Annotated in this window: 18 protein-coding genes; 7 read left to right on the plus strand and 11 right to left on the minus strand. The window is 35.0% G+C overall.

Annotated features, from left to right (window positions below; translation table 11 throughout):
* The first annotated feature begins 36 nt into the window (after positions 1–36).
* Positions 37–645 carry a ribosome biogenesis GTP-binding protein YihA/YsxC gene (gene yihA / locus QWY92_RS11525; RefSeq protein WP_290271384.1) on the plus strand — a complete coding sequence of 203 codons (609 nt, stop codon included), beginning with the start codon at positions 37–39 and terminating at the stop codon, positions 643–645.
* A 44-nt stretch (positions 646–689) separates the two neighbouring features.
* Here the strand turns inward: yihA and QWY92_RS11530 are convergent, their stop codons facing one another.
* Both QWY92_RS11530 and QWY92_RS11535 read right to left on the minus strand, forming a co-directional pair.
* The gene (locus QWY92_RS11530) at positions 690–1,784 is read right to left on the minus strand and encodes an ABC transporter permease (RefSeq protein ID WP_290271386.1); all 1,095 of its coding nucleotides are present in this window, start codon (positions 1,782–1,784) and stop codon (positions 690–692) included.
* Positions 1,785–1,797: 13 nt separating this feature from the next.
* Positions 1,798–3,939, minus strand: coding sequence for a carboxy terminal-processing peptidase (locus QWY92_RS11535; RefSeq protein ID WP_290271618.1), 2,142 nt, complete (start codon positions 3,937–3,939; stop codon positions 1,798–1,800).
* Between the two features lie 174 nt (positions 3,940–4,113).
* Here QWY92_RS11535 and surE point away from each other — a divergent pair, with 174 nt between their 5' ends.
* The 5 genes from surE to QWY92_RS11560 all read left to right on the plus strand — a co-directional run bounded on the left by surE (position 4,114) and on the right by QWY92_RS11560 (position 9,111).
* A complete protein-coding gene (gene surE / locus QWY92_RS11540) occupies positions 4,114–4,887 on the plus strand; it encodes a 5'/3'-nucleotidase SurE (RefSeq protein ID WP_290271388.1) in 774 nt (257 codons plus the stop codon).
* Positions 4,888–5,169 carry a hypothetical protein gene (locus QWY92_RS11545; RefSeq protein WP_290271390.1) on the plus strand — a complete coding sequence of 94 codons (282 nt, stop codon included), beginning with the start codon at positions 4,888–4,890 and terminating at the stop codon, positions 5,167–5,169.
* A gap of 33 nt (positions 5,170–5,202) precedes the next feature.
* Entirely contained in the window at positions 5,203–6,315 is a 1,113-nt protein-coding gene (lpxB, locus tag QWY92_RS11550) for a lipid-A-disaccharide synthase (protein WP_290271392.1), read from the plus strand.
* An 8-nt stretch (positions 6,316–6,323) separates the two neighbouring features.
* Positions 6,324–6,917, plus strand: a complete 594-nt coding sequence (locus QWY92_RS11555; RefSeq protein WP_290271394.1) for a C40 family peptidase — start codon at positions 6,324–6,326, stop codon at positions 6,915–6,917.
* 151 nt (positions 6,918–7,068) lie between these two features.
* A complete protein-coding gene (locus QWY92_RS11560) occupies positions 7,069–9,111 on the plus strand; it encodes a ComEC/Rec2 family competence protein (protein ID WP_290271396.1) in 2,043 nt (680 codons plus the stop codon).
* Positions 9,112–9,126: 15 nt separating this feature from the next.
* On the opposite strand, the gene QWY92_RS11565 is transcribed toward QWY92_RS11560, so the two are convergent.
* From QWY92_RS11565 to QWY92_RS11580, 4 genes are all read right to left on the minus strand, one after another.
* Positions 9,127–9,675: a thioredoxin family protein gene (locus QWY92_RS11565; protein ID WP_290271398.1), complete on the minus strand. Its 549-nt coding sequence runs from the start codon at positions 9,673–9,675 to the stop codon at positions 9,127–9,129.
* 132 nt (positions 9,676–9,807) lie between these two features.
* Positions 9,808–11,592, minus strand: a complete 1,785-nt coding sequence (locus QWY92_RS11570) for a peptide MFS transporter (RefSeq protein ID WP_290271399.1) — start codon at positions 11,590–11,592, stop codon at positions 9,808–9,810.
* Between the two features lie 63 nt (positions 11,593–11,655).
* Positions 11,656–13,209, minus strand: coding sequence for a peptide MFS transporter (locus tag QWY92_RS11575; RefSeq protein WP_290271401.1), 1,554 nt, complete (start codon positions 13,207–13,209; stop codon positions 11,656–11,658).
* Between the two features lie 26 nt (positions 13,210–13,235).
* Positions 13,236–15,422 carry a S9 family peptidase gene (locus QWY92_RS11580; protein ID WP_290271403.1) on the minus strand — a complete coding sequence of 729 codons (2,187 nt, stop codon included), beginning with the start codon at positions 15,420–15,422 and terminating at the stop codon, positions 13,236–13,238.
* Between the two features lie 151 nt (positions 15,423–15,573).
* Here QWY92_RS11580 and QWY92_RS11585 point away from each other — a divergent pair, with 151 nt between their 5' ends.
* The gene (locus tag QWY92_RS11585) at positions 15,574–16,890 is read left to right on the plus strand and encodes a hydroxymethylglutaryl-CoA reductase, degradative (RefSeq protein ID WP_290271405.1); all 1,317 of its coding nucleotides are present in this window, start codon (positions 15,574–15,576) and stop codon (positions 16,888–16,890) included.
* Between the two features lie 13 nt (positions 16,891–16,903).
* On the opposite strand, the gene QWY92_RS11590 is transcribed toward QWY92_RS11585, so the two are convergent.
* From QWY92_RS11590 to QWY92_RS11610, 5 genes are read right to left on the minus strand one after another with little or no spacing between them, the layout of a single operon-like run.
* Entirely contained in the window at positions 16,904–17,428 is a 525-nt protein-coding gene (locus QWY92_RS11590) for a ubiquitin-like protein (protein WP_290271407.1), read from the minus strand.
* 42 nt (positions 17,429–17,470) lie between these two features.
* A complete protein-coding gene (locus tag QWY92_RS11595) occupies positions 17,471–18,106 on the minus strand; it encodes an HAD family hydrolase (RefSeq protein WP_290271409.1) in 636 nt (211 codons plus the stop codon).
* Between the two features lie 5 nt (positions 18,107–18,111).
* A complete protein-coding gene (locus QWY92_RS11600; RefSeq protein WP_290271412.1) occupies positions 18,112–20,139 on the minus strand; it encodes an OmpA family protein in 2,028 nt (675 codons plus the stop codon).
* A 1-nt stretch (position 20,140) separates the two neighbouring features.
* Positions 20,141–21,052 carry a PorP/SprF family type IX secretion system membrane protein gene (locus QWY92_RS11605; protein ID WP_290271413.1) on the minus strand — a complete coding sequence of 304 codons (912 nt, stop codon included), beginning with the start codon at positions 21,050–21,052 and terminating at the stop codon, positions 20,141–20,143.
* 4 nt (positions 21,053–21,056) lie between these two features.
* Positions 21,057–23,786, minus strand: a complete 2,730-nt coding sequence (locus QWY92_RS11610) for a T9SS type B sorting domain-containing protein (protein ID WP_290271416.1) — start codon at positions 23,784–23,786, stop codon at positions 21,057–21,059.
* Positions 23,787–23,830: the final 44 nt, after the last annotated feature.

A 23,830-nucleotide genomic window follows, 5' to 3' on the forward strand; every position in this document is an offset into this window, starting at 1 on the left:
TTAAAACATTCCAACTAAAAAAAACACCAAAAATAGATGCATATTAAATCTGCCGAGTTCGTAATGAGCAATTCTGATGTTGAAAAATGCCCAAAAAGCAGATTACCAGAATACGCGTTTATTGGCCGAAGTAACGTTGGAAAATCGTCGTTAATAAACATGTTAACAAGCCGAAAAAGCTTAGCAAAAACATCTGGACGTCCAGGAAAAACCCAACTTATTAATCATTTCCTAATTAATAAAAACTGGCATTTAGTAGATTTACCAGGTTATGGTTATGCCCGTGTTTCTAAAAGTTCTAAGAAAGTATTTCAGAAATTTATTACGCAATATTTCGGACTAAGAGAACAACTTGTAACCGCTTTTGTATTGGTTGATATTCGCCATACACCACAACCTGTTGATTCAGATTTCATGAAATGGCTTGGAGAAAATGGCGTTCCGTTTTCTATCATCTTTACTAAAGCAGATAAACTGAGACCTAAAGCAATTCAAAACCATGTGGATGCCTACAAGGCTATTTTACTAGAAACCTGGGAAGAGATGCCTAATTACTTTATAACATCATCGTCTAAAGATATTGGAAAAGATGAAGTTCTAGGCTATATCGCTGAGTTAAATGAGAATATGGAACCTGGAAGTTAATTCCTTTTCATTTAATATTTTCAGCAATAAAATCCCCAAACATACTACCCTTTTACATCTAAAGCATCGCGAAGCGCATTGCCAATAAGCATAAACGCCATAACGAGACTCATGATACAAAGTCCTGGAATTAACGCCAAATAAGGTTTCCCTAGTATAATATAGTTATAATGATCTTTAATCATGGCACCCCAACTTGCCATAGGCGGTTGCGCACCAATACCCAAAAAACTTAATCCGCTTTCTATCAAAATTGCTGCAGCGAAGTTTGCGGCGGAAATCACGATAACCGGCGCCATAATATTAGGTAATATATGTTTTGTAATTATTCTGAAATCGTTAAAACCTAAAGCTCTCGCAGCTGTAACATATTGCATTTCTTTAGTGCTAATTATTTGTCCGCGCACCACTCTAGCCACTTCTACCCACATGGTTAAACCTACAGCGATAAACACTTGCCAAAAGCCTTTTCCGAGAGCCAAAGTTATGGCGATGACCAATAATAGCGTTGGTATGGACCAAGTGACATTTATAATCCACATGATAATGGCGTCTACTTTGCCCCCAAAATAACCTGCGATACTCCCCATAAAAATACCGATAACTAAGGATATAAAAACAGCAACGAAACCAATAAAAAAGGAGATTCTTGCCCCCACTAACACACGACTTAACAAATCACGTCCATATTTATCGGTTCCAAAAAGAAATGTTTTTTCTGATATAAAAGCAGAAGCATCACTGTTTGTAAACTGACTTAACGCTATTGTTTTTTTAACACCTTCCAAGCCATCGGAAGCATATTCAGTATAATCTAATGTGTTTTTATTAATCTGATATTCAGAAACAGGAATTTCAGTATCAGTATTTTTCTTTCCAAAAAATATTTTATCAAAACCATTTTGTTCCACGGTTATTTTAGAAGGAATGGTAAGCATGGTTACCATATAACCTGGCTTTTTGGAATGAATTGCCAAATGCATTTGATTAGCATATTGTGAATTATCAGGCGCAAACACATATGCAAAAACCGATACAACCCCAACAAAACCAATAAAACCCAAACTAAAAACACCCCAAAAGTTCTTTTTAAACTTTTGGAGTGCTAGTTGTTTTAGTGAGCTAGATTTTGAACTCATATATTATAATGTCCTATTTTTTTACTCTATTAACCGCAGCTACTTTACCTATAAGAAAACCATTTAAATCTTCCAATACATTTAAAGCTTCTTCAACATAAACATCTTGACTTAAATTTTCGTGCCAACGTGTACGTTTTTCTTCTAAATCAGTGGTGTCTTTCGCGAAAAGCGCTTTCTCATAACTGGTAGAACTAAAAGTTAAGTTCGTTTTATAATCAGAAATGGCATCAAAACGCTTCGCCTCCTCTTCATTAGTATCTAATTCCGATTTATATTTCTTGAAATTTAAAGAAAATATCGTGTTATCAATTTTACTCTTTACCCACTTCGCGTTTTCGTCAATAAGTTTTAGCTGCTCGTTATTTTCCATACGCGCTTTACTTTTTGCTATTATTGCATTATAATCAAAATAGTCTGCCCAAGGCTTATAATTTGCTGCATCAATTTCATCGTAAGGCAATGGGTTGTCTTTGTCTTTTTCACCTACATCAATATAACTAAATCGACCTGGAACTTGCACGTCACTTTTAACGCCTTCTAACTGCACCGAACCTCCGTTGATTCTATAATATTTTTTGGTAGTAAGTGCTAAGGCTCCTAAATCGTCTCCTGTATTATTTCTAAGCAAGCTATTCAAATTAATTACATTTTGAACCGTCCCTTTTCCATAAGTTTGTTTACTACCTATAATAACAGCACGTTTATAATCTTGCATTGCCGCTGCCATAATTTCGGAAGCAGATGCTGAAATTTCGTTTACTAAAACCACTAAAGGTCCGTCCCAAACAATAGATTTATCGGTATCGGTTAAAACCTCCTTAGCTTGCCCGGTAGAGCGCACTTGTACCACCGGTCCATCTTCGATAAAAAGCCCTGCCATATCTACCACAGTTGGCAGTGATCCTCCGCCATTATTACGTAAATCGAGCACAATACCTTCTACCCCTTCTTTTTTCAGACGAAGTATTTCATCTTTTACATCTTTGGCTGCATTAATATTTTTATAATCCTGAAAATCGGCATAAAATGCAGGCAAATCAATAATACCAAAACGGCTACCGTCTTTTTCTACTACCGAAGATTTTGCATAAGTCTCTTCCAACTCCACAATATCTCTTGTAATTACAACATCCTTTATGGTACCATCAACACGCTTTATGGTTAAGGTTACTTTAGTTCCTTTTGGACCTTTTATATATTTTATGGCATCGTTAATTCGCATACCAACAATATCTACAGCAACTTCTTCATCTTCTTGTTTTACTTTCAAAATAACATCTTCAACTTCTAGCAGTTTGCTTCTCCAAGCCGGACCACCAGAAATTAGCTCAACGATTTTAATGTAATCCATTCGTTTTTGCAATCTCGCTCCAATCCCTTCTAGTTTTCCAGACATGCGTTGATCGAAACTTTCTTTTCCTCGAGGTGCTAAATAATATGTATGCGGATCAAACTCTTCTACAATAGTGTTAACATAAACAGCAAACCAATCATCACGTTCTAAATCGTCAACATTATCATTAAAGTAAATATCTATAGATTTCAAAGTAGCCTCGCGAGCTTCCTTTTCAATTTCTTCTTCCGTTTTCATAACATACTCCGGATCTTTTTCCTTGGCACGTTTTTCAGTTTCATATATATCATCAAAATTAGTTAACGTAGAAAACTTCAACTGTTTTCTCCAACGTTCTTTCATTTCTTTTTTATTCTTTGGATACTGAGATTGCTCATAATCGGTATCAAAATCTTCATCAACAGTATAATCGAAAGGTTTTGCTAAAATATCACGATATATCTCTTTAACTTCAACAATACGTTTTAAAACTCTCTCGTTTACTAAGTTGAAAAATGAAATATCAACAGATTTTAACTGATCATCTAAGCTAGTTTCAAATTTTTGAAAATCTTTAAAATCCGAAGCATAAAAATAACGTTTTACCGGATCTACAATTTCTAAATAATCAGAAAATAGTTCTTTTGAAAACTCATCATCAAACGCAATAGGATCAAAATGTCCGCGCTCGATAACCATAGTAATAAGTTCAATTAATCTTTTATCTTTATCAGGGTTATCATATCCTTTCGAAGTAAAACTGCACGATGCAAAGGCTAACACCAACAACAAAGACAGCACTTTAAAATTCTTTTTCATAATATTCTTCATCTTCTATTTTTAAAAATTCCCTCGGAACTTTATATCATTCCACTAAAATAGAGAAAAAACTATGCCAATAATCCGTTTAGGTGATAATTTTTTGTTAAACAGAAGAAATAAGGGCTATACAAGGGAAATTATGTATTTTAGCACTGTTATTTAATGATACCCATGACAGACAAACCACTTATACTGGTAACGAATGATGACGGCATTACAGCTCCAGGAATTCGAACTTTAATTGAAGTTATGACCACCATTGGCGATGTTTTTGTGGTGGCACCCGACAGCCCACAAAGCGGTATGGGCCACGCCATAACTTTAGACGCCATGCTTTATGCACAAAATGTAAACATAAACAGCGGACCACAACAGGAATTTAGCTGTTCTGGCACACCTGCCGATTGTGTAAAAATTGCCATTCGCGAGCTATTACCTAGAACACCAGATTTATGTGTTTCGGGCATAAACCACGGTTCGAATTCGGCTATCAACGTAATTTATTCTGGCACCATGAGTGCGGCTATTGAAGCGGGGATTGAAGGTATTCCGGCCATTGGGTTTTCATTATTAGATTACAGTTGGGATGCAAATTTTGAAGCTTCAAAAAAGCACATCAAAACCATTGCTAAAAATGTATTAAAATCGGGATTGCCAAAAGGCATTGTTTTAAATGTAAACATCCCTAATGTTAAGTCTGAAACCATAAAAGGCATACGAATTTGCCGCCAAGCGAAGTCCAATTGGGTAGAATCTTTCGATAAACGCAAAAACCCACAAGGCAAAGATTATTATTGGCTTTCGGGAAAATTCGTAAATTTAGATGGCGGAGAAGACACTGATGAATGGGCTTTAGAAAACAACTATATATCGGTAGTACCTGTGCAATTCGATTTAACAGCACACCAATTTATTGCAGAATTAAATACTTGGAATTTAAAATAGATGAAAAAAAACATATTTATAGGCATGTTTATTGGACTAATTGCAAACGCGATTGGCTTAATTTTAACAGCTACATTAATAGGAAATGGGGATGATTTTAGCACCGTAATTAAAGCGGCTTCGGAAGAAGGATTTCTTGGAAAGCTCATTAGTTTAGGAGCTATTTTAAACCTCATCACATTTTTTATTTTCATTAAAAAGAAACAAGATTATCGTGCTAGAGGCGTATTATTAATTACCGTATTTATTGCCGTTTTCACTTTTGCATTTAAAATGTTTTAACCTATAAAATAAAGCATTTAAAACTCACAACTCATGAAGTACTACATTATAGCAGGCGAAGCATCGGGCGATTTACACGGTTCGAACCTCATGAAAGCGCTACTGAAAGAGGACGCTCAAGCCGATATTAGGTTTTGGGGTGGCGATTTAATGCAGTCAGTTGGTGGCACATTGGTAACGCACTATAAAGAACGTGCCTTTATGGGCTTTCTAGAAGTAATCTTGAACCTTAGAAAAATATCTAAATTCATTACGTTTTGCAAAGAAGATATTCAAGAGTTCCATCCAGATGTGGTTATTTTTATTGATAATTCAGGCTTTAATTTACGTATAGCCAAATGGGCAAAAGCCGCTAATTTTAAAACACACTATTATATCTCGCCACAAGTTTGGGCCTCGCGAGCAAGTCGAGTAGAAAAAATAAAACGCGATGTAGATGCCATGTATGTCATCTTGCCTTTTGTTGAAGAGTTTTATAAAAAACACGATTATAAAGTCCATTTTGTTGGGCACCCGCTTATTGACGCTATTGCAAACCGTAAACAAGTTAGCGAAGCTCAATTTAGAGCAGCAGAACAACTGAACGACAAACCTATTATCGCCTTACTACCAGGAAGTCGTAAACAGGAAATAACGAAAATGCTATCGGTGATGCTTAGTTTGGTGGACGATTTTAAGGAGTATCAGTTTGTAATTGCAGGCGCACCAAGTCAAGAATATAGTTTTTACCAAACCTTTATTAAGGCCACCAACGTAAAATTTATAGACAATAAAACTTACGATTTATTAAGTCTTTCCACAGCCGCTTTGGTAACATCTGGTACCGCTACTTTAGAAACCGCTTTATTTAAAGTACCTCAAGTGGTTTGCTATAAAGGCAGCAATATTTCGTACCAAATAGCAAAACGCATCATTACTTTAAAATATATTTCTTTAGTGAATTTGGTTATGGATCGCGAGGTAGTTACAGAACTTATTCAAAATGATTTCAATAAAAAACGCCTTAAAAAAGAATTAGAATACATTTTAAACGAAGAGCATCGTAAAAAACTATTTTTAGACTATTACGAATTAGAAAAAGCTTTAGGCGGAAAAGGCGCCAGCGAAAAGACGGCAAAATTAATTTATAAATCCATTCACGATTAAATTTTTAGATGAAAAAAATTGTTCTTATACTTATCCTCATCATTAGTTTCAGTAGTTGTAAATCTTCAAAACGTTCGAAACGAAAAACGAACTCATCTTCACAAATAATTACCAAACGATCGAAAGATTACCAGGTAAAACAAGCCGTTACTTATTCCGAAGAAAAAAAAGCAATCCCAAGAACAGCAGCAAATACACCTTCTAAAAAAGTATCTAGTTCGAAAGCCGATAATATTATTGATTATGCTGAAGATTTTAAGGGCGTGCGCTATAAATGGGGCGGCACCACAAAAGACGGCATGGATTGTTCGGGCTTAATTTACGAATCGTTTAGAGCCTATGATGTTGTTTTACCGCGAGTGTCACGAGATATGGCAAAACGTGGAGAAAAAATCACTTTGAAAAATGTTAACAAAGGTGATTTACTTTTTTTCAAAACAGGCAACCGTAGAAATTCCATCAATCATGTCGGACTCATTGTTGACATTGCCGATAACGATATTCAGTTTATTCATGCAACCAGTAGTAAAGGTGTGATGACTTCTTGGCTTAACGAAAATTATTGGCTAAAGGCTTTTTATCAAGCACGCAGAATTCTTTAAACTACTTCGCTGTAATATATTATAGGTCAATCAAAGACTGATTACATCAGTCATATTTCTCGCCTTTTCCACCCGAAATAACATAGCGTACTAAAAACCGTACCTCATATTTTTATCGGACATCAATAATATTTTATATCTTACCTTGGTTATGAAGTTACTCAATTTCACCATAATCAAACTCACTATTTGCCTCATTACCGGCATCTTAATTGGATGGTTTTTCACTACGCCCCTCAATATCTCACTATGGTTAACAGGTACTTCATTATTAAGCTTATTCATTACTTATAGCGTTGCCCGAAAACAATTCATCAGTACGGTTTGGTTTGGATTAATTGCCTTTATCTCGATGATCTCTGTGGGAATTCTCACAACAAACATTCATAACGAAAAAAACTTTTCTAAGCATTTTACACATTATGTATTAGATGAAAAAGAAACCTTAGAAACTGTTACATTCCGCATTAGAGAAGTTTTAAAACCCAACAGATATTATGATAAATATGTTGTTGATATTTTACAGTTTGAAGATAAACAAACGCAAGGAAAATCGCTTTTAAGTATTGAAAAAGATAGCACAAAAACACCTTTAAAAGTTGATGCCGTTTTTTCCACAAGAACCACTTTTGAAGATTTAGGTTATCCGTTAAACCCTTATCAATTCGACTATAAAGCCTATTTAGAAAAAAAGCAGATTTATCATCAGTTACGTGTTAACATTTCTGAATTATTTCCTGTTTCATCAAAAATACACACAGCGTTTGGAGTTGCAGATGGTATTCGAAGTTTCATCAATTCTAAATTGAAAAAATATAATTTTCACCCTGATGAATTAGCTGTGATAAATGCCTTATTTCTCGGGCAACGTCAAGATTTAAGTCAGGATATTTATAACGATTATAAAAATGCAGGTGCCATTCATATTTTAGCTATTTCCGGACTGCACGTTGGTGTTATTTTGCTCATTTTAAGTTGGCTCTTAAAACCTATGGAAAGTCTGAAACACGGCAAAATACTTAAAACCATATTGCTCGTTATCCTATTATGGAGTTTTGCTGTTATCGCAGGACTTTCCGCCTCTGTAACGCGTGCTGTAACCATGTTTAGCATTGTAGCTATTGCCATGAATTTAAAACGGCCTACAAACATCTATAACACACTAGCGATTTCAATATTTATTATTTTATTGTTTAAACCCTTATACATTTTCGATGTTGGTTTTCAACTGAGCTACATGGCTGTTTTTGCTATTGTGACTATAGACCCATTGCTTTTTAAGTTATGGCAACCCAAAAACAAAATACTTAAATTGTATTGGCACACGGCTACGGTTAGTATTGCTGCTCAATTAGGTATTGCTCCGCTTTTACTATTTTATTTTCATCAGTTTGCGGGGCTCTTTCTAGTATCGAACTTGATTATTATCCCTGTGTTAGTTTTCATTTTAGGTTATGGATTATTCGTTATTTTCATGGCGTCAATAAGCATATTACCACAATTTCTAGCAGATGCATTCAGTTGGATTATTAGTAAACTGAATGCTATTATCGCTCTAATATCAGATCAAACAAGTTTTATTTACAATGATATTCCGTTTAGTATTTGGCATGTTTTAGCGTTTTATCTTTTTATTATTTCGATTGTTCAACTCATGAAAGCTTGGGATTTCAAAAACATAAAGTGGCTATTTTTAAGCATTGCAAGTATACAGTGTGTTTTTATCTATACCAACTTCAACAAACCGTCAAACGAGTTTATTGTATTTCATAAAAGTAGATATAGCTTAATTGGAAATACCGCAAATAATAAGATTACTGTGGCTCATGACATGGATTCTACGGCCTTTTTAGAATCTTCAATCGTAAAAAATTATACTGTTGGGAATTTTATTAATCACATAGAAGAAACCAAAATACAACCAGTTTACAGTTTAAACACAAAAACACTTTTAGTTGTAGATAGTCTAAATACGTATAATATTAAATTGTTTAAACCCGATTATGTTTTGCTTCGGCAATCGCCTCAAATAAACTTGAATCGATTAATAGATTCCATTCAACCTAAATACATAATTGCTGATGGTAGCAACTACAAATCGTACGTGGAGCAATGGAAATCGGTATGTATAAAAAGAAAACTCCCTTTTCATAATACGAATGAAAAGGGAGCTTTTATAATTGAATATGAGTAATATTAAAGGAATAATCTATCCTTTAAACTCAGACACAAATGCGCTATAATAAGCATTAAATTCATCTTGAGTTTTAATATTTTTATGATCGTCGTTTTTAAACATTTTTAAATACAACTCTAATTGTGTTGGTGTTTGGTATCCTCTAAGCGGTGTAATAACCTCAGCATTTTCATCTAAAAACACAACCGTTGGATAGGCACTTATTTTTAAATATCGTGCTAAATCGTGCGCTCCATTACGTCTGTTTGCTAAAGCAGGATCGTAATTAGGATTAGTAAACGATTTTTCTTTATAATTTACCACCTCATTACCTTCGCCATTAAACTTTACAGCATAATAATTTTCGTTAACATAATCGGCTACTTCTTTATTCTGAAAGGTGTTTTTATCTAACATTTTACATGGTCCGCACCATGTAGTGTAAACATCCATCATTATTTTTTTTGGTGCTTTCTTTTGAAGTGAAATGGCCTCTTCTAAAGTAACCCATTTAATTTCTTGTGCCTGACTGTAAACTACTGTAAAAAGCATTAATAAAAACGCTATTGATATTTTTTTCATTTGAACTATTTTTAATTATTCTGATAAGAAACACTACTTTCTTACCATACAAAGGTAGTAAAAGCTGTACCGAACTTACAAAAAACGCCCCAAAAAGTGGAGCGTTCTATATATTTTTAACATTTAATTTTATTATCGAACGCCATGCATTAACCTTTTAAGTAATGGATTTAATACTATTGAAAACAAGGCAAATACCGCCGGTACAATGGTAAATATTAAGAAGAAACTACTCAATGAGTATTCCGCAGTAATTTTATCAATCATCCCTCCCATGGTTCCTGCTGCTTTCTGCCCAATGGCGATGGCTAAATACCAAATACCGAACATAAAACCAATCATTCTACCTGGTACTAATTTACTTAAATACGACAAGCCTACCGGAGATATACACAGCTCTCCCATAGTGTGAAGCAGATAAGCTAATATTAAAAACACCATACTTACCGAAGCTGTTTTCGCGCCTTGAGGAATGCCCAAAGTACCGAAGACTAACACACCAAAACCTAAGCCTAAAAGTAACAAACCGATACCGTATTTCATGGCGGCACTTGGGTTGTATTTACTTTCCCACCATCTTGAAAACAATGGCGCTAGGGTAATTATAAAAAATGAATTTAAAATACCAAACCAAGTTGCTGGTACTTCGGTAGTATCTTTACTGAATTCATTATTAATTTTATAGTAAACAATATACCATAGAAACGCAAAAGACACAGCTAATACAATATTTGAATACGGTATTTTTGAGTATGTTTTTTTGAATAATAAAAATAACACCCACGTAATGATAGCCAAAGGACCAACGGTTAAAATTAAGTCTACAATTTTAAAAATCATGGCCGAACTCCCCGTAAGAGCGCGCTCGGTATAATCTCTAGCAAACAACGTCATAGAACCTAAAGCCTGCTCGAAAGCAGCAAAGAAGATTACAGTAAATACAGCGAACACCGATACGGCAATAATTTTATCACGTACAACACGTGAATATCTAGAAATACGCGTGGTAATTAAATACAAAAACAACACTAAAGCCGTTAACACTGTAACGCTAGAACCATCTAAACCTCCAATTTGGAAGTTCAAAATATTAATGTTTCCAATTTTTGAAAGTGGATCATTTATTAGATATAACAATCCGCCTAAAGCTGATAACACAATTAAAACCAAATCTACCGTTGTAAATGGGTTTTGTTTTTCAACATGCTCTGTGACATCATGCTCCTTCGGACTTCTTTCATTTATATTTTGAGCCAATTCAACTTCATGTACTTTGGATGGTTTTTCTCCAATTTGACCGAAAAAATCTTTCGCCAGCCAAAATTGAATCAACCCTAAAAGCATAAAAATACCTGCTAACCCAAAACCGTAACTCCAGCCAATGTTTTCAGCTAAATAACCGCAAAGCATCATTCCGAAAAAAGCTCCAGCATTTACACCCATATAATAAATGGTATAAGCGCCATCTTTTTTAGACTCCTTGCCTTTGTACATTTCAGAAATCATAGAAGTCATATTTGGTTTAAAAAAACCTGTTCCTATAATTAAAAGTGCTAAACCTAAATAAAGTGACATTGGTGTTTCAAAAACCATAGCCGCATGGCCAAGCATCATAAAGAAACAACCTATAATAACCGCCCATTTATAACCAGTAATTTTATCGGCAACCCATCCACCAACAATAGGCGTTAAATATAACATAGACCCATAAGTACCTATTAAAGCTAGGGCATGTTCTCTTGGCCATTCCCAACCTGCATTAGCACCAAGTAAAGGCGCTGTTAAAAACAAAACCAAAAGAATACGCATTCCATAAAAGGAAAAACGCTCCCACATTTCTGTAAAGAAAATGATAAATAACCCAGCCGGATGCCCGATAACTTTATCTTTAAATAGATTTTCAATGTCTGTATTCATAAAAGAATATTTAATTAAAGGTTTATAATGAAGAAAACCCTCAATGTGAGGGTTTGTTAAATTTTAATTTTCCGCAAGTTCAAAGCCTTCCGTTTCCTCGTTTTTTAGAACGCGCTCACTTTCTTCTGCCCCATGCGTTAATCGCTTTAATGGCTTCAGAATAACGATAAATAATATACCGATAATCACGGTGAAAATTACGATTCCAGAGAAAATATATAACTCACCAAACTTACTTGCAGACTCACCAATAATGCCCGCAACTTTATTTCCTAAACCAGATGCCGCAAAATAAACCCCCATCATTAACGATGCGTATTTTACAGGTGCTAATTTAGTAATAAAAGAAAGTGCTACTGGAGACAAACAAAGTTCTCCGATTGTATGGAAAAGATAAGCCAATACTAACCAAATCATACTAGATGTTCCAGATCTCTCAAATTCCATAGCAGCAAATACCATGAATAAGAAACCTAGCCCCATAATGATGATACCAATTGCCATTTTAAATATAGAAGAAGCTTCTTTACCCTTTAGTTTTCGTTTTGCCCATACACCTGCGATTAAAGTTGCAAAGAGAATAATAAATCCGGCATTTAAACTTTGAAACATTACTGTTGGAATTTCCCAACCAAATAACACACGATCGGTATTAGTATCGGTATACAAATTCATTAATCCTCCGGCTTGCTCGAAAGCGCCCCAAAAGATAATTACCATAATAAATGACAGTAATAACACCACAAAACGATCTTTATATACTTGCGTGTCTAAATCTTTATAAATCATCATTAACAATGCAGCAATAGCCGTTAAAAACAAAAACAAAAGACCATAACCCCAGCCCATAGCATACCAACCAAATAAAGACGCCGCCAACAATATACCAGCAAACATCAATTGCTTTGGAGATTTAAAAAGCTCAGAATACAACTCGCCGTAAGACACTTCGTTTTCATCATTTGTGCTTGGAATAAAATTTCCAACCTGAGATAAATATTTTTGACCAGCAATATAGTTTATCAATCCTAGAACCATAACAATACCTGCCAAACCAAAGCCAGCATGCCAACCCCATTTTGCAACAACACCACCAACAACCATAGTTGCTAAAAGCGAACCTAAGTTAATACCGATGTAAAAAATACTAAATCCTTTATCACGTCTAATATCACCAGCTTTATATAAACCTCCAACCATAGTCGAAATATTAGGTTTTAACAATCCAACACCTAAAATCACTAATCCTAAACCTGTGTAAAAAGCCCAAATATCAGTAAGTACTAAAACGGCATGCCCAATACATAAAATGACAGCTCCATATAAAACTGCTTTTTTCTGGCCAATTAGTTTATCGGCAATCATACCTCCAGGAATAGACATCACGTAAACCAACATGGTATACCAACCATAAAGCGCTAAAGCTTCTTGATCTGTCCATGCCAACCCTGCGCCTCTAGCATCTCCGGTAGTTTGCGTAGTCATATACAACACCAATAAGGCACGCATTCCGTAATAGGAAAAACGTTCCCACATTTCTGTTAAAAATAAAATATACAATCCAATGGGTTGTCCAAAAAGTTCTTTTTGATGGGGTTGTAATGTTTTAGCAGCCATAAATTTGTTGTTAGTTAATACTGTAGTTAGTCATTTATTTTATCTCCTAGATTTGCATCTATAAAGTTAGTCATTTTAGTGTATAAATGAAGTCTTGTTTTTCCACCATAAATACCGTGATTTTTATCAGGATAAATAGCCCAATCAAACTGCTTATTTGCTTGAATTAAAGCTTCTGCAAGGCGCATGGTATTTTGCACATGCACATTATCATCTCCCGAGCCATGCACTAAAAGAAAGTTTCCTTTCAATTTATCTACATGATTTATTGGTGAATTTTCATCATAACCACTTGCATTTTCTTGTGGCGTTGTCATGTATCGTTCCGTATAAATAGAATCGTAAAAACGCCAGCTGCTTACAGGAGCAACAGCAATAGCCATTTTAAACACGTCGTTTCCTTTAAACAAGCAGTTACTACTCATAAAACCACCAAAACTCCATCCCCAAATACCTATTCTATCCGCATCAATATAATCTAGACTACCTAATTTTTTAGCGACTTCAATTTGGTCTTCAACTTCGTACTTACCTAATTCCTTTTGTGTTATTTTCTTAAAATCAGCACCTTTATAACCTGTTCCGCGTCCATCGACACAAGCAATAACATAGCCTTTTTTTGCTAGCAATTGATACCAATAATCATTAGAGCTAATCCAACTATTTGCAACTTGTTGCGAACCTGGACCTGAATATTGAAACATTAATAAAGGATACTTTTTTGAAACATCAAAATCTGCCGGCTTCACCATCCACATGTTTAAATCATTTCCATTTATTGAAATAGTACTAAACTCTTTAGATGTAATATTGTATTCTGAAAGCTTTTCAACTAAAGCCTCATTATTTTTAATTAATTTTATCACTTTACCAGATGATGCATTGTTCAGAGTATATTCCGGAGGTGTTTTCGCATCAGAAAACGTGTTTATAAAGTATGAAAAATCGGCACTAAAATCGGCGTTATTAGTACCTTCTTTCGATGTTAACCTGATTTTATTTCTTCCATTTAATTTCACAGCATAAACATCTCTATTTATAGATCCGTTTTCTACCGATTGATAATAAATTGTTTTTGCTTTTTCGTTGAAACCGTAATAGTTAGTTACTTCCCAGTTTCCTTTAGTAACTTGGTTTATCAATTCACCTTCATTACTATAATGATAAATATGATTAAAACCATCTTTTTCGCTGGTCCAAATAAAGCTATTGTCCTTTAAAAAGGTTAAGTTATCGGTAACATCCACATAAGCTTTATCGGTTTCCTTCAGAAGTACTTTTTTAGTATTTGTTGTCGTGTTATAAGCGAATAATTCTAAATTATTTTGATGTCTGTTTAATACTTGAGCACTCAAAACATCGGCTTTTTTAGTCCAAGCCATTCGCGCTATATATTCAACATCTGCACCAACCTCAACCTTAGTTGTTTTTTCGTTTTTCAAATTATAAATATGGAGCGACACTTCTGAATTTACTTCACCCGCTTTAGGATATTTAAAAACCTCTTGCGTTTGGTAAAGAGCTTCACCATAAACATCCATTGAAAACTCAGGAACGTTGGTTTCATCAAAGCGTATATAGGCAATTTGTGACCCATCGGCATTCCAATCAAAAGCTCTAACAAAGGCAAATTCTTCTTCGTAAACCCAATCTGTAATACCATTAATAATGCTGTTTTTCACACCATCGAACGTGATTTGAATGGTTTCTCCCGAAGTTAAATTTTTGACGTACAAATTATTATTAAAAGCAAAAGCCACCTGATTTCCGTTAGGAGAAAAGGTGGGCTCTTGTATTTTTTCTTCTGAAATTAAACTTAACGTTCCAGTGGCTACGTTATAGACATAATAATGACCACGTGATGAACGACGGAAAATAGACTCCTCTCCGGTTGCTAAAATCACCTGACTTTCATCGGCACTAAACGTATAATCTGAAAAATATGGAATGGCCTCTAAATCATTTGCACTTACCAATGTTTTTACCTTTTCCAAGGTTTTATAATCGTAAATATCAATAGTTGTGTTTCTTGCGGCGCGGTCAAAATTTAAAACAGAATATTGTTGTCCGTTTGCCATAGAATGTAAAGCATCTAACCCTTCGGTTCTAAATGTGCCATTCCAAATATCCTCTAGTGTAATGTCTTTTGTTTGTGCCGATACAATAGCTGTAAAAAAAAGACAAATATGAAAGGTGAATTTTAGGTATTTCATTAAAATCGATATTTAATTCTCATAATTACCGCAAGTTTAACAAAAATACTTCAAAACAACGATAATATTAACAGTTAAATAACTTGTGAAATTCAAGTTAACGCTTAATTATGTTAAGAGTATTATCTTTACACCCATAAATGCACAAATTATGAGTAAAACGATTGCTGGATTTTCAAAATTATCAAAATCAAAAAAAATAGATTGGCTTGCAGACACCTATTTTGCTAACGCCGAAAATGCAAAAACAGTTTTAAAACAATATTGGAACGATAATGAAACATTACAGCAACTGCACGATGAGTTTATAGAAAACACCATAAGTAACTACTATTTACCTCTTGGTGTGGCGCCAAACTTCTCTATAAATAACCGACTTTACACTATACCAATGGCAATTGAAGAAAGCTCAGTGGTAGCAGCAGCAAGCAAAGCTGCTAAGTTTTGGTTAGAGCGTGGCGGATTTAAAACTACCGTAATTTCTACTACAAAAATTGGACAAGTTCATTTTATGTTTCATGGTAATTCTGAAACCTTAAAAGCCTTTTTCGAAAATGTAAAACCCAAATTAATTACCGAAGCAAAGCCATTAACAAAAAACATGGAATCGCGTGGCGGTGGCATTTTAGATATTGAATTACGTAATAAAACAGCCGATATTGACGGTTATTACCAACTTCATGCATCGTTTGAAACCCTAGATGCCATGGGAGCAAACTTTATAAATTCTTGCTTGGAACAGTTTGCAAAAACCTTTAAAAATGAAGCCTTACAATATGTCGATTTCTCGGAAGCAGAAAAACAGATAGACATTGTAATGAGCATCCTTTCTAACTACGTTCCTGAATGCTTAGTTCGTGCTGAAGTGAGTTGTAAAGTTGAAGAACTTAGTGAAAACAAGAACATTTCGGGTGAAGCTTTTGCTAACAAGTTTGTGCAAGCCGTAAAAATTGCAGAAATAGAACCTTACCGCGCCGTAACTCACAATAAAGGAATTATGAATGGTATTGATGCTGTTGTACTTGCCACAGGAAACGACTTTAGAGCCGTTGAAGCTGGCGTGCACGCTTATGCCTCTAGAAACGGAAAATACAGTAGTTTATCGCATGCTAAAATTGAAAATGGCATATTTACCTTTTGGATGGAAATTCCGTTGGCCTTAGGTACCGTTGGCGGTCTTACAGGTTTACACCCATTGGTGAAATTGGCTTTAGAATTGCTACACAAACCTTCGGCTAAGGAACTTATGCAAATTGTTGCCGTTGCCGGATTAGCTCAAAACTTTGCGGCATTACGTTCTTTAACCACAACAGGTATTCAGCAAGGACATATGAAAATGCACTTAATGAATATTTTAAATCAGTTTGAAGCGACTTCGGAAGAAAAAATAAAACTCACCAAGCATTTCGAGAAAAACCCCGTGAGCCATAGTGCCGTTGTTGAAGCTATTGAAACCTTAAGAAATTAAGAGAACAAATAACTTATTCTTTAAAAAAACGCAACGTTTGGTTGTTATTAAAACTCAAGATATACATCCCTTTATGCAAATTTTGAATAGCAATACTATTGCTATTCACAGACACTATACCTTTAGCTACTTCTTGTCCGAAAACAGTAAGAACACGGTATGCTCTTTCTTCTTTTAGGTTAGAAATGACAATATAATTTTTAGCTGGCACAGGAAAGGCTATCAGTTTATCAGCAACCTTTACAAGACTTTCCGTAGATAAAGTAGACTGCGACAAAATCAATAAAGACTCCTTTTGTATATTATAATCTGCTACCATATTTCCATCAAGTAAAGTTACGCCGTTATAAGTTAGAATTTGCTCATTTGGCGGCACACCTTCTTTATCCTGAACCTTTAATTTGACGCTTTCAATAGTATCATTTGGTTCAACCTCGAGCGCTATAGTTTTACCATCATTCATTTTAACAAAAATCTGCATAGCCGCAGCATTTAAAGTCAGTAATAAAAAAGCAATTACAATGTAGTTTTTTATCATAAGTAGGTATTAAATTTAGTATCTTTTAATATTTCGCCTCATTTAAAGCATCGCTAAAAGCTTACTCATACTATCAAAAGTTAGCGTGGCTTCGCTTTTTAATTCATTATTATAATCGTGTGCTACAAAGCCAAAAACATCAAAACCGCCTTGTTTTGCAGCTCGAACTCCAGATAAACTATCTTCTATAACAACGCATTCTTCAGGCTTAAACCCCATGGTTTCTGCTGCCCATAAAAACACTGCTGGATCGGGTTTCCATTTCTGAATGCTGTAACAGCTAAATATTTTATCTTCAAAATGCGGCAACAATCCGGTAAGTCCCAAATTAAGTTGAATTTTATCTTCTGGCCCGCTAGATGCGACACAAAATGGCTCTTCTAAATTTTCAAGCACATGCTTAATACCTTCAACGGGCTTCATCTCTTTTTTGAAGGCTTCAAAACTGCGTTGTCTATATTGATCTTCTAAATCGTCGGGAAGTTCTTTTTCTGTTAAGGCCGCTATTTTACTTTTACAGGCCGTAAAAAAACTGCCTTTAAAATGTTTCATACCATAGAGCAAATCAATATTGGCCCCATGCTCATTAGCTATATCCACTAAAACCTGAATACTCACGGGTTCGCTATCGACCAAAACACCATCGCAATCAAAAATCACACATTTATACTTCCCCATAAACTTTAATATTTAGTTATTTCAAACTCACTACGTCGGTTTAATTGGTGCTCTTCCTCGGTACAATTTAGCATTGGGCAAGGCACCATAGGCATTAATTCTCCAAAACCTTTAAAAGCCAATCGGCGTGCGTTTATAAAACCTTCCAAAGCTAAATAATTTCTTGTAGATTCTGCGCGACGTTCCGATAAATATTGATTGTATTTTACGGTACCTCGACTATCGGTATGTGCACTTATTTTCAAATTAATCTCAGGATAGCGCTCTAACTTAGCCGCCAAAGCATCTAATATTTTCTTAGAATCGGCTCTAATATCCCACATATTAAAATCGAAATAAATAGGCTCTAATTCAAAAAACAGCTTCCCATCTTTTTCAACTACCGGAGGGCCTTCAACATCGGTTAGCAATGCAAATCTGGTCGGATCTTTTTCTTTTAACTTGATATCAATTTTCTTTTCGGCAATAACGGCTTCAACAGGATCGATAACCACAGGTGGCGGAGGCGGAATAACTTTTAAATACAATACATGCGTTTGATCTTTCTTTTCTAAAACAGTAATAGCCAAAGTCTTTTTATAATACCCTTCTGTTTCTGCTTCAAGCTGATAATTATCAGCTAGTAAGTTCATGTTAAACACAGCCGAATCGTCTAAAGTATTACTATAAAGTGTTTTATTCTTCTTAGTTGTTAAAAGCACTTTTACGTTAGGAATTTCATTTTTTGTAACTGCATCACGAATTTCGAACGTATTCATATATTCGCGAATAAAAATTTCTCCTGTTTCTTTAAACTGAAAAATATTATCACTTCGTTTATTTCTATTTGAAGCGAAAAAACCTTCGGTTTCATTATAATAATTCAGGTTAAAATCATCGTATTGCGAATTTATTGGCACCCCTAAATTTAGCGGTTTTGTGAAGCTATTATTCACCAATTCTGAAACAAAATTATCCAACATTCCCAAACCTAAATGCCCATTGGATGCAAAAAACAAATGACCTGCTTCTGAAATAAACGGAAAATGTTCTCGGTTTTCGGTGTTAATTTGACTTCCTAAATTGATAGGTTGGCTTATTTCTTCTTCATCTAAATGGACATAATACAAATCGAAACTTCCATAGCCACCTTCCATATTTGACGAAAAATAAAGTTTATCACCTTGCGGACTTAATGCTGGATGTTGGTACGAAAAGCCGTTGATATTAAATGGCAATTTTTCTAATTCGGACCAAACTCCATTTTCGAAAACAGATTTATAAATATGAATATTATTCAATTTATCATCATTAAATTCACGCTTCCCATTAGTGATATTACTACGCGAAATATACATAGTAAGTCCGTCTTTACTGAAACAAAAATTACCTTCGTGATATTTAGAATTTACGGTTTTAGGCAAAGGTTTTGTTAAACCGATAGTATCATTTTTTTCATTTACCACAGTTACAAAAATATCTAAAAAGGACTGATGTGTCCATTTATAGGTTTTTCCGAAGACTGCATCCACACCTCGATCGGATGTAAAATACACCTTATCTTGAAGTTTTACAGCACCAAAATCGGAAGCATCTGAGTTAAACTGCACTTTTTCTACCGTATAATCTGGACTTTTTAATTTGAAGGTTTCAATATTCTCGATAGATTCTGCTATATCTATAGATCCCGAATTATTTTCCTTATAAACTTTTAAGTGCTCTAACGCTGTTTCGTAATCGCCTAAAGCGGATAATATTTGATAGAGTTTAAAGTTATATTCATTATCGTAACTTTTATCTTTTTCGCCAAATTGCCCTTTCACTAATTGTTTTAAATAGCGCGAAGCCAATCGGTATTCAAAAGTATTATAATAGCTAATTGCTAAATTCTGAAGGTCTTTTTTATGGCGTTCCTTTTGTAGTGCAACTTCGTAATGCTTGGCAGCATTAATAAAATCTCCTTTTTCAAAAAAACGATCGCCTCTAGTTTTTTGGCCAATGGCTAATTGAGCCCCCAAACAGATTGCTAAAACTAAAATTATTTTCTTAATCATATTAATAGAATCTTGGAGATGAATATGTTTTACTTAATCCTAACACATCGAACCTGTATAATAATACAAACTCATGACTGCCATTATTGAAGCTTTTTAATTGACTGGTATTGAAATCGTGAGCGTAGCCAATACGTAAATCAGGGGTTACATTGAAAACGGCCAGACCTGAAATAGCGTCTTGATAACGATAAGACACCCCTAATTCGAATTTATTATCGTACATCACATTTGCTGAAACATCAACAGATAGCGGCGCACCACCAGTATATTTAATAACGGTTGATGGTTTCAACTTAAACATATCGTCCAATTCAAAAATATAGCCACCAATTAAAAACACGTGAATGCTATTGTTGTAAAACACCTGATCATTAAATTCTAAATCGCCGGGTATTAAATTTGGAGAAGACACTCCAACATAGTAATCCTTATGAAACAAAAAAGCTCCAGCCCCAATATTAATCACTGTTTTATCGGTGTTCCCAAAAGATGGATCGCCAGAAACATTACTGCCAATAGCACTAAAATTTAAATGATCAAACCCCATTTTTAATCCAAAAGACAGATTTAAATCACGTTTTAAATTAATTTTATAAGCAGCGTCTATGTTAAATACATTTTCGCTCATATTGACGTTACCGCCAATATTATCATTTAAATAATTTACGCCTAATTCTATTTTTTCGCTTAAAGGAATATTTGCAAAAACATTAGCCGTTTTTGGAGCACCATCTACACCTACCCATTGGGTACGGTATAAAGCGCCAACTTCAATTAAACTTGGTTCGTTAATCATATAAGCAGGATTCACCATGCTCATATTATACATGTAATTTGTGTACTGTGGCTCTTGTTGTGCAAGGGCAGACAAACTACAGGCTATAAATAGTATCAATAATTTTATCTTCATCAATTTATCTGCTTAAATAAAAGTTACCTTGAAAAGGGTTTGTTGTGCCGTCTTTTGGATCGAATACAAAAAAGTAAACACCTGTTGAAAGTTGATTTCCTATGCTACCGGACACGTTAGATTTCCCACTAAAAAGCGGTGTATTTATTGTGCCTTTATAAACACTTACACCATATCTATTCAGAATATTTAATTCGAAATTCGGGAAGGTATCTGGTAAATTACATAAGTCGAATTCATCATTAATAGAATCGCCATTGGCTGAAACGCCATCTTTAATACAACTGTCACAATTTGGATTATCTATATCTAAAACCGTAACGGTCATGGCAGTTTTTGGCGACTCGCAATTGTTCTCGTCTACGGCAGTTACAAAATAATCTTCACCATTTACTAAGGGTGTCCCCATAGGTAGTGGTGTATCTGCATCGGCGGTATCATACCAATTAAAGCTATACCCGTTTTCCGCAATTAAACTATTTACTGTAGCGCCATCTGCGGCACAAAAGGTTTGATTGCCAACCGTAGGTGCATCGACCTCAACAATGGTAATTTCTATATTTGAAATCGCCAAACGACATGTGGCATGCCCTTGAATTTCATACCTAAAATTATAAGTCCCTTCTGTTAGTTGAGACACATCTAAAAGGTTTACAGCTAAAAGATTGGTGTTATCTAAATCGGTAAAAAGACCTCCTAAATCTGCGGAAGGATGAAGATAATCGAACAAATCGATTTCTAAATCGGATCGACAAACATCATAGGAGACATCATCACCAGCATTAGGGCTTTTATAAACGGTAACAATTAATGTAGACTGACTTCCGGAACACAGTGTTGCTCCTCCTGAACTTTTATTCGCTGGAACGGTGTATGTGTAAGTACCACCATCTGATAATCCCGGGTCGAAACTTGCCGTTTCATCGGTGGTTACAAATCCGTTTGGTCCTTCCCAAGTTCCGGTCGGACTAGGATTGCCATCCAGCTTATCAAACAAATTAATTACAGCTGTGTTATCGCAAACATCTAGTAGCGTATCTATACCCGGACTATATTCTTCAAAAAGTGTAAACGATAAATTAGCGGAATTTACACAACCTTTCTCGGTTACGGTTTCATAAGTAAAATCGAATAACTCCTTATCGGTGATCTCCGGAACAATAAACGCCGTTGGTGTTGTAATAATATCCCCAGAAACATTATCTCGCCAAGTTCCCATGGTACCTTGATAAATTGGACCATCGATACCGTTGGTGCTTAAAAGAGAAAACAAGTTTAACGGGCTAGCCACTAAGGGATCGGTTTCACAAAACTCTAATCCTGTGGTATCTTCACCTGCATAATGATTCGGGTATAAAACCACGGTAATATTAGCAAACTCCGGATTACATGGCGACATACCACCACTATTACAACTATTACAAGAACTAGATACTAAATATTGAAATACATAAGTACCCGCATCAGCTTGAGTTAATGTTGATAAATTGATAATCCCCGAATCTGCATCTACTCTAATATCTGAAGGTCCTGAAACAAAATTCCAATTGGTGCAACTTACATTAGGAGGATAATCATATAGTATCCCATTTTCTATGGTAAATGTTATTTCATTATATAAATTAATAACAGTAGGTTGATTTACATCTAAACAAACCTCTAAAGGCGCTTCCTGTTTAAAAGGCTTGATGGGTTCGTAGATTCGGAATATGACGTCGGATTCTTTACTAGCGCAATCACTTAAAGACGATCGGGCTTCAACAGTGTATGTATAGGTAAACTCTGCACAACCAAAATTAGGGTTATTAAGTTTTAATTCATCGTAAATAGCTCTAATATTTATTGAAGAATCTGACGGGTTATCAATTTGATTTCCGGTAGTAGGAGAAGCAGACCAAGTACCTTCTGCATCTTCACCTATTAAAAAAACATCGCTAGTTAAGTCAATATCCGCATCCCAATTACCTGCTAAAATATCGGTTTCGCAGATATCAAAAGTAGAGGGATCTCCCGACAATACATCTCGAATAACTTGAACCTTAAAACGAGAGACTTTCTCTGAGGCACACGGCCCTATTCCGGACACGGTATAAGTGAACTCAAAAACATCAAACTCTACTAAATCACCGTAAGGTATATAAGGAATTTCGGCTTGAAACTTACCTTCTTCATCAAGACCTATAAAGTTATCAGGGTCTCCCATGTTCCCGATAAAACGCCAAACACCATTTTTATGAGGTGAGGGCTGCGATTCGAAAACTTGAAACAAATCGAAATCGCCTAAAACCGATTGACAAACTGAAACATTAACATCGTTAATTCCAGATGCCGGTAAAGGCTTCCCTTCATAAGGACCTAAAACAATATTTAAAAGTACTTTTCTACCACCTGTACAGGTACTAGAGGTATCAATTAATTCAAATTGATAAGTATCCTCTCTTGAGGAAGACGATCCTAAATCCCACAAATAGAGATCACCACTAAGCGGATCTAAAGCGAAACTATAATTGGGATCAAACCAAGAGCCAGAGCTTAATGATATTGGCACGCTAGCTCCAGGAATAGCATTATACACATCGTATAAATTAATAATTCCGTCGGGAGTGCCGTTAGCATCCTTATCAATGGTTGTCATATCGCAAACATTGTAAGTTACTATTTCGTCACACTGAGCTTCAGCTTTTACAAAACAAATTATGAGCATTGCAAAAACCAGATATAGACTTTTTTTCAATACAGTTGGTTTTAGTTAAGAGACCTGGCGATTACTGCCGTAGT

The sequence above is a fragment of the Algibacter miyuki genome (assembly GCF_030409805.1).
Lineage (GTDB): Bacteria > Bacteroidota > Bacteroidia > Flavobacteriales > Flavobacteriaceae > Algibacter > Algibacter miyuki.

What these genes read in the sequence shown, in the direction of transcription:
- yihA (WP_290271384.1), top strand. Translation starts at nt 37, where the DNA reads ATGCATATTAAATCTGCCGAGTTCGTAATGAGCAATTCTGATGTTGAA.
- QWY92_RS11530 (WP_290271386.1), bottom strand. Translation starts at nt 1,784, where the DNA reads ATGAGTTCAAAATCTAGCTCACTAAAACAACTAGCACTCCAAAAGTTT.
- QWY92_RS11535 (WP_290271618.1), bottom strand. Translation starts at nt 3,939, where the DNA reads ATGAAAAAGAATTTTAAAGTGCTGTCTTTGTTGTTGGTGTTAGCCTTT.
- surE (WP_290271388.1), top strand. Translation starts at nt 4,114, where the DNA reads ATGACAGACAAACCACTTATACTGGTAACGAATGATGACGGCATTACA.
- QWY92_RS11545 (WP_290271390.1), top strand. Translation starts at nt 4,888, where the DNA reads ATGAAAAAAAACATATTTATAGGCATGTTTATTGGACTAATTGCAAAC.
- lpxB (WP_290271392.1), top strand. Translation starts at nt 5,203, where the DNA reads ATGAAGTACTACATTATAGCAGGCGAAGCATCGGGCGATTTACACGGT.
- QWY92_RS11555 (WP_290271394.1), top strand. Translation starts at nt 6,324, where the DNA reads ATGAAAAAAATTGTTCTTATACTTATCCTCATCATTAGTTTCAGTAGT.
- QWY92_RS11560 (WP_290271396.1), top strand. Translation starts at nt 7,069, where the DNA reads ATGAAGTTACTCAATTTCACCATAATCAAACTCACTATTTGCCTCATT.
- QWY92_RS11565 (WP_290271398.1), bottom strand. Translation starts at nt 9,675, where the DNA reads ATGAAAAAAATATCAATAGCGTTTTTATTAATGCTTTTTACAGTAGTT.
- QWY92_RS11570 (WP_290271399.1), bottom strand. Translation starts at nt 11,592, where the DNA reads ATGAATACAGACATTGAAAATCTATTTAAAGATAAAGTTATCGGGCAT.
- QWY92_RS11575 (WP_290271401.1), bottom strand. Translation starts at nt 13,209, where the DNA reads ATGGCTGCTAAAACATTACAACCCCATCAAAAAGAACTTTTTGGACAA.
- QWY92_RS11580 (WP_290271403.1), bottom strand. Translation starts at nt 15,422, where the DNA reads ATGAAATACCTAAAATTCACCTTTCATATTTGTCTTTTTTTTACAGCT.
- QWY92_RS11585 (WP_290271405.1), top strand. Translation starts at nt 15,574, where the DNA reads ATGAGTAAAACGATTGCTGGATTTTCAAAATTATCAAAATCAAAAAAA.
- QWY92_RS11590 (WP_290271407.1), bottom strand. Translation starts at nt 17,428, where the DNA reads ATGATAAAAAACTACATTGTAATTGCTTTTTTATTACTGACTTTAAAT.
- QWY92_RS11595 (WP_290271409.1), bottom strand. Translation starts at nt 18,106, where the DNA reads ATGGGGAAGTATAAATGTGTGATTTTTGATTGCGATGGTGTTTTGGTC.
- QWY92_RS11600 (WP_290271412.1), bottom strand. Translation starts at nt 20,139, where the DNA reads ATGATTAAGAAAATAATTTTAGTTTTAGCAATCTGTTTGGGGGCTCAA.
- QWY92_RS11605 (WP_290271413.1), bottom strand. Translation starts at nt 21,052, where the DNA reads ATGAAGATAAAATTATTGATACTATTTATAGCCTGTAGTTTGTCTGCC.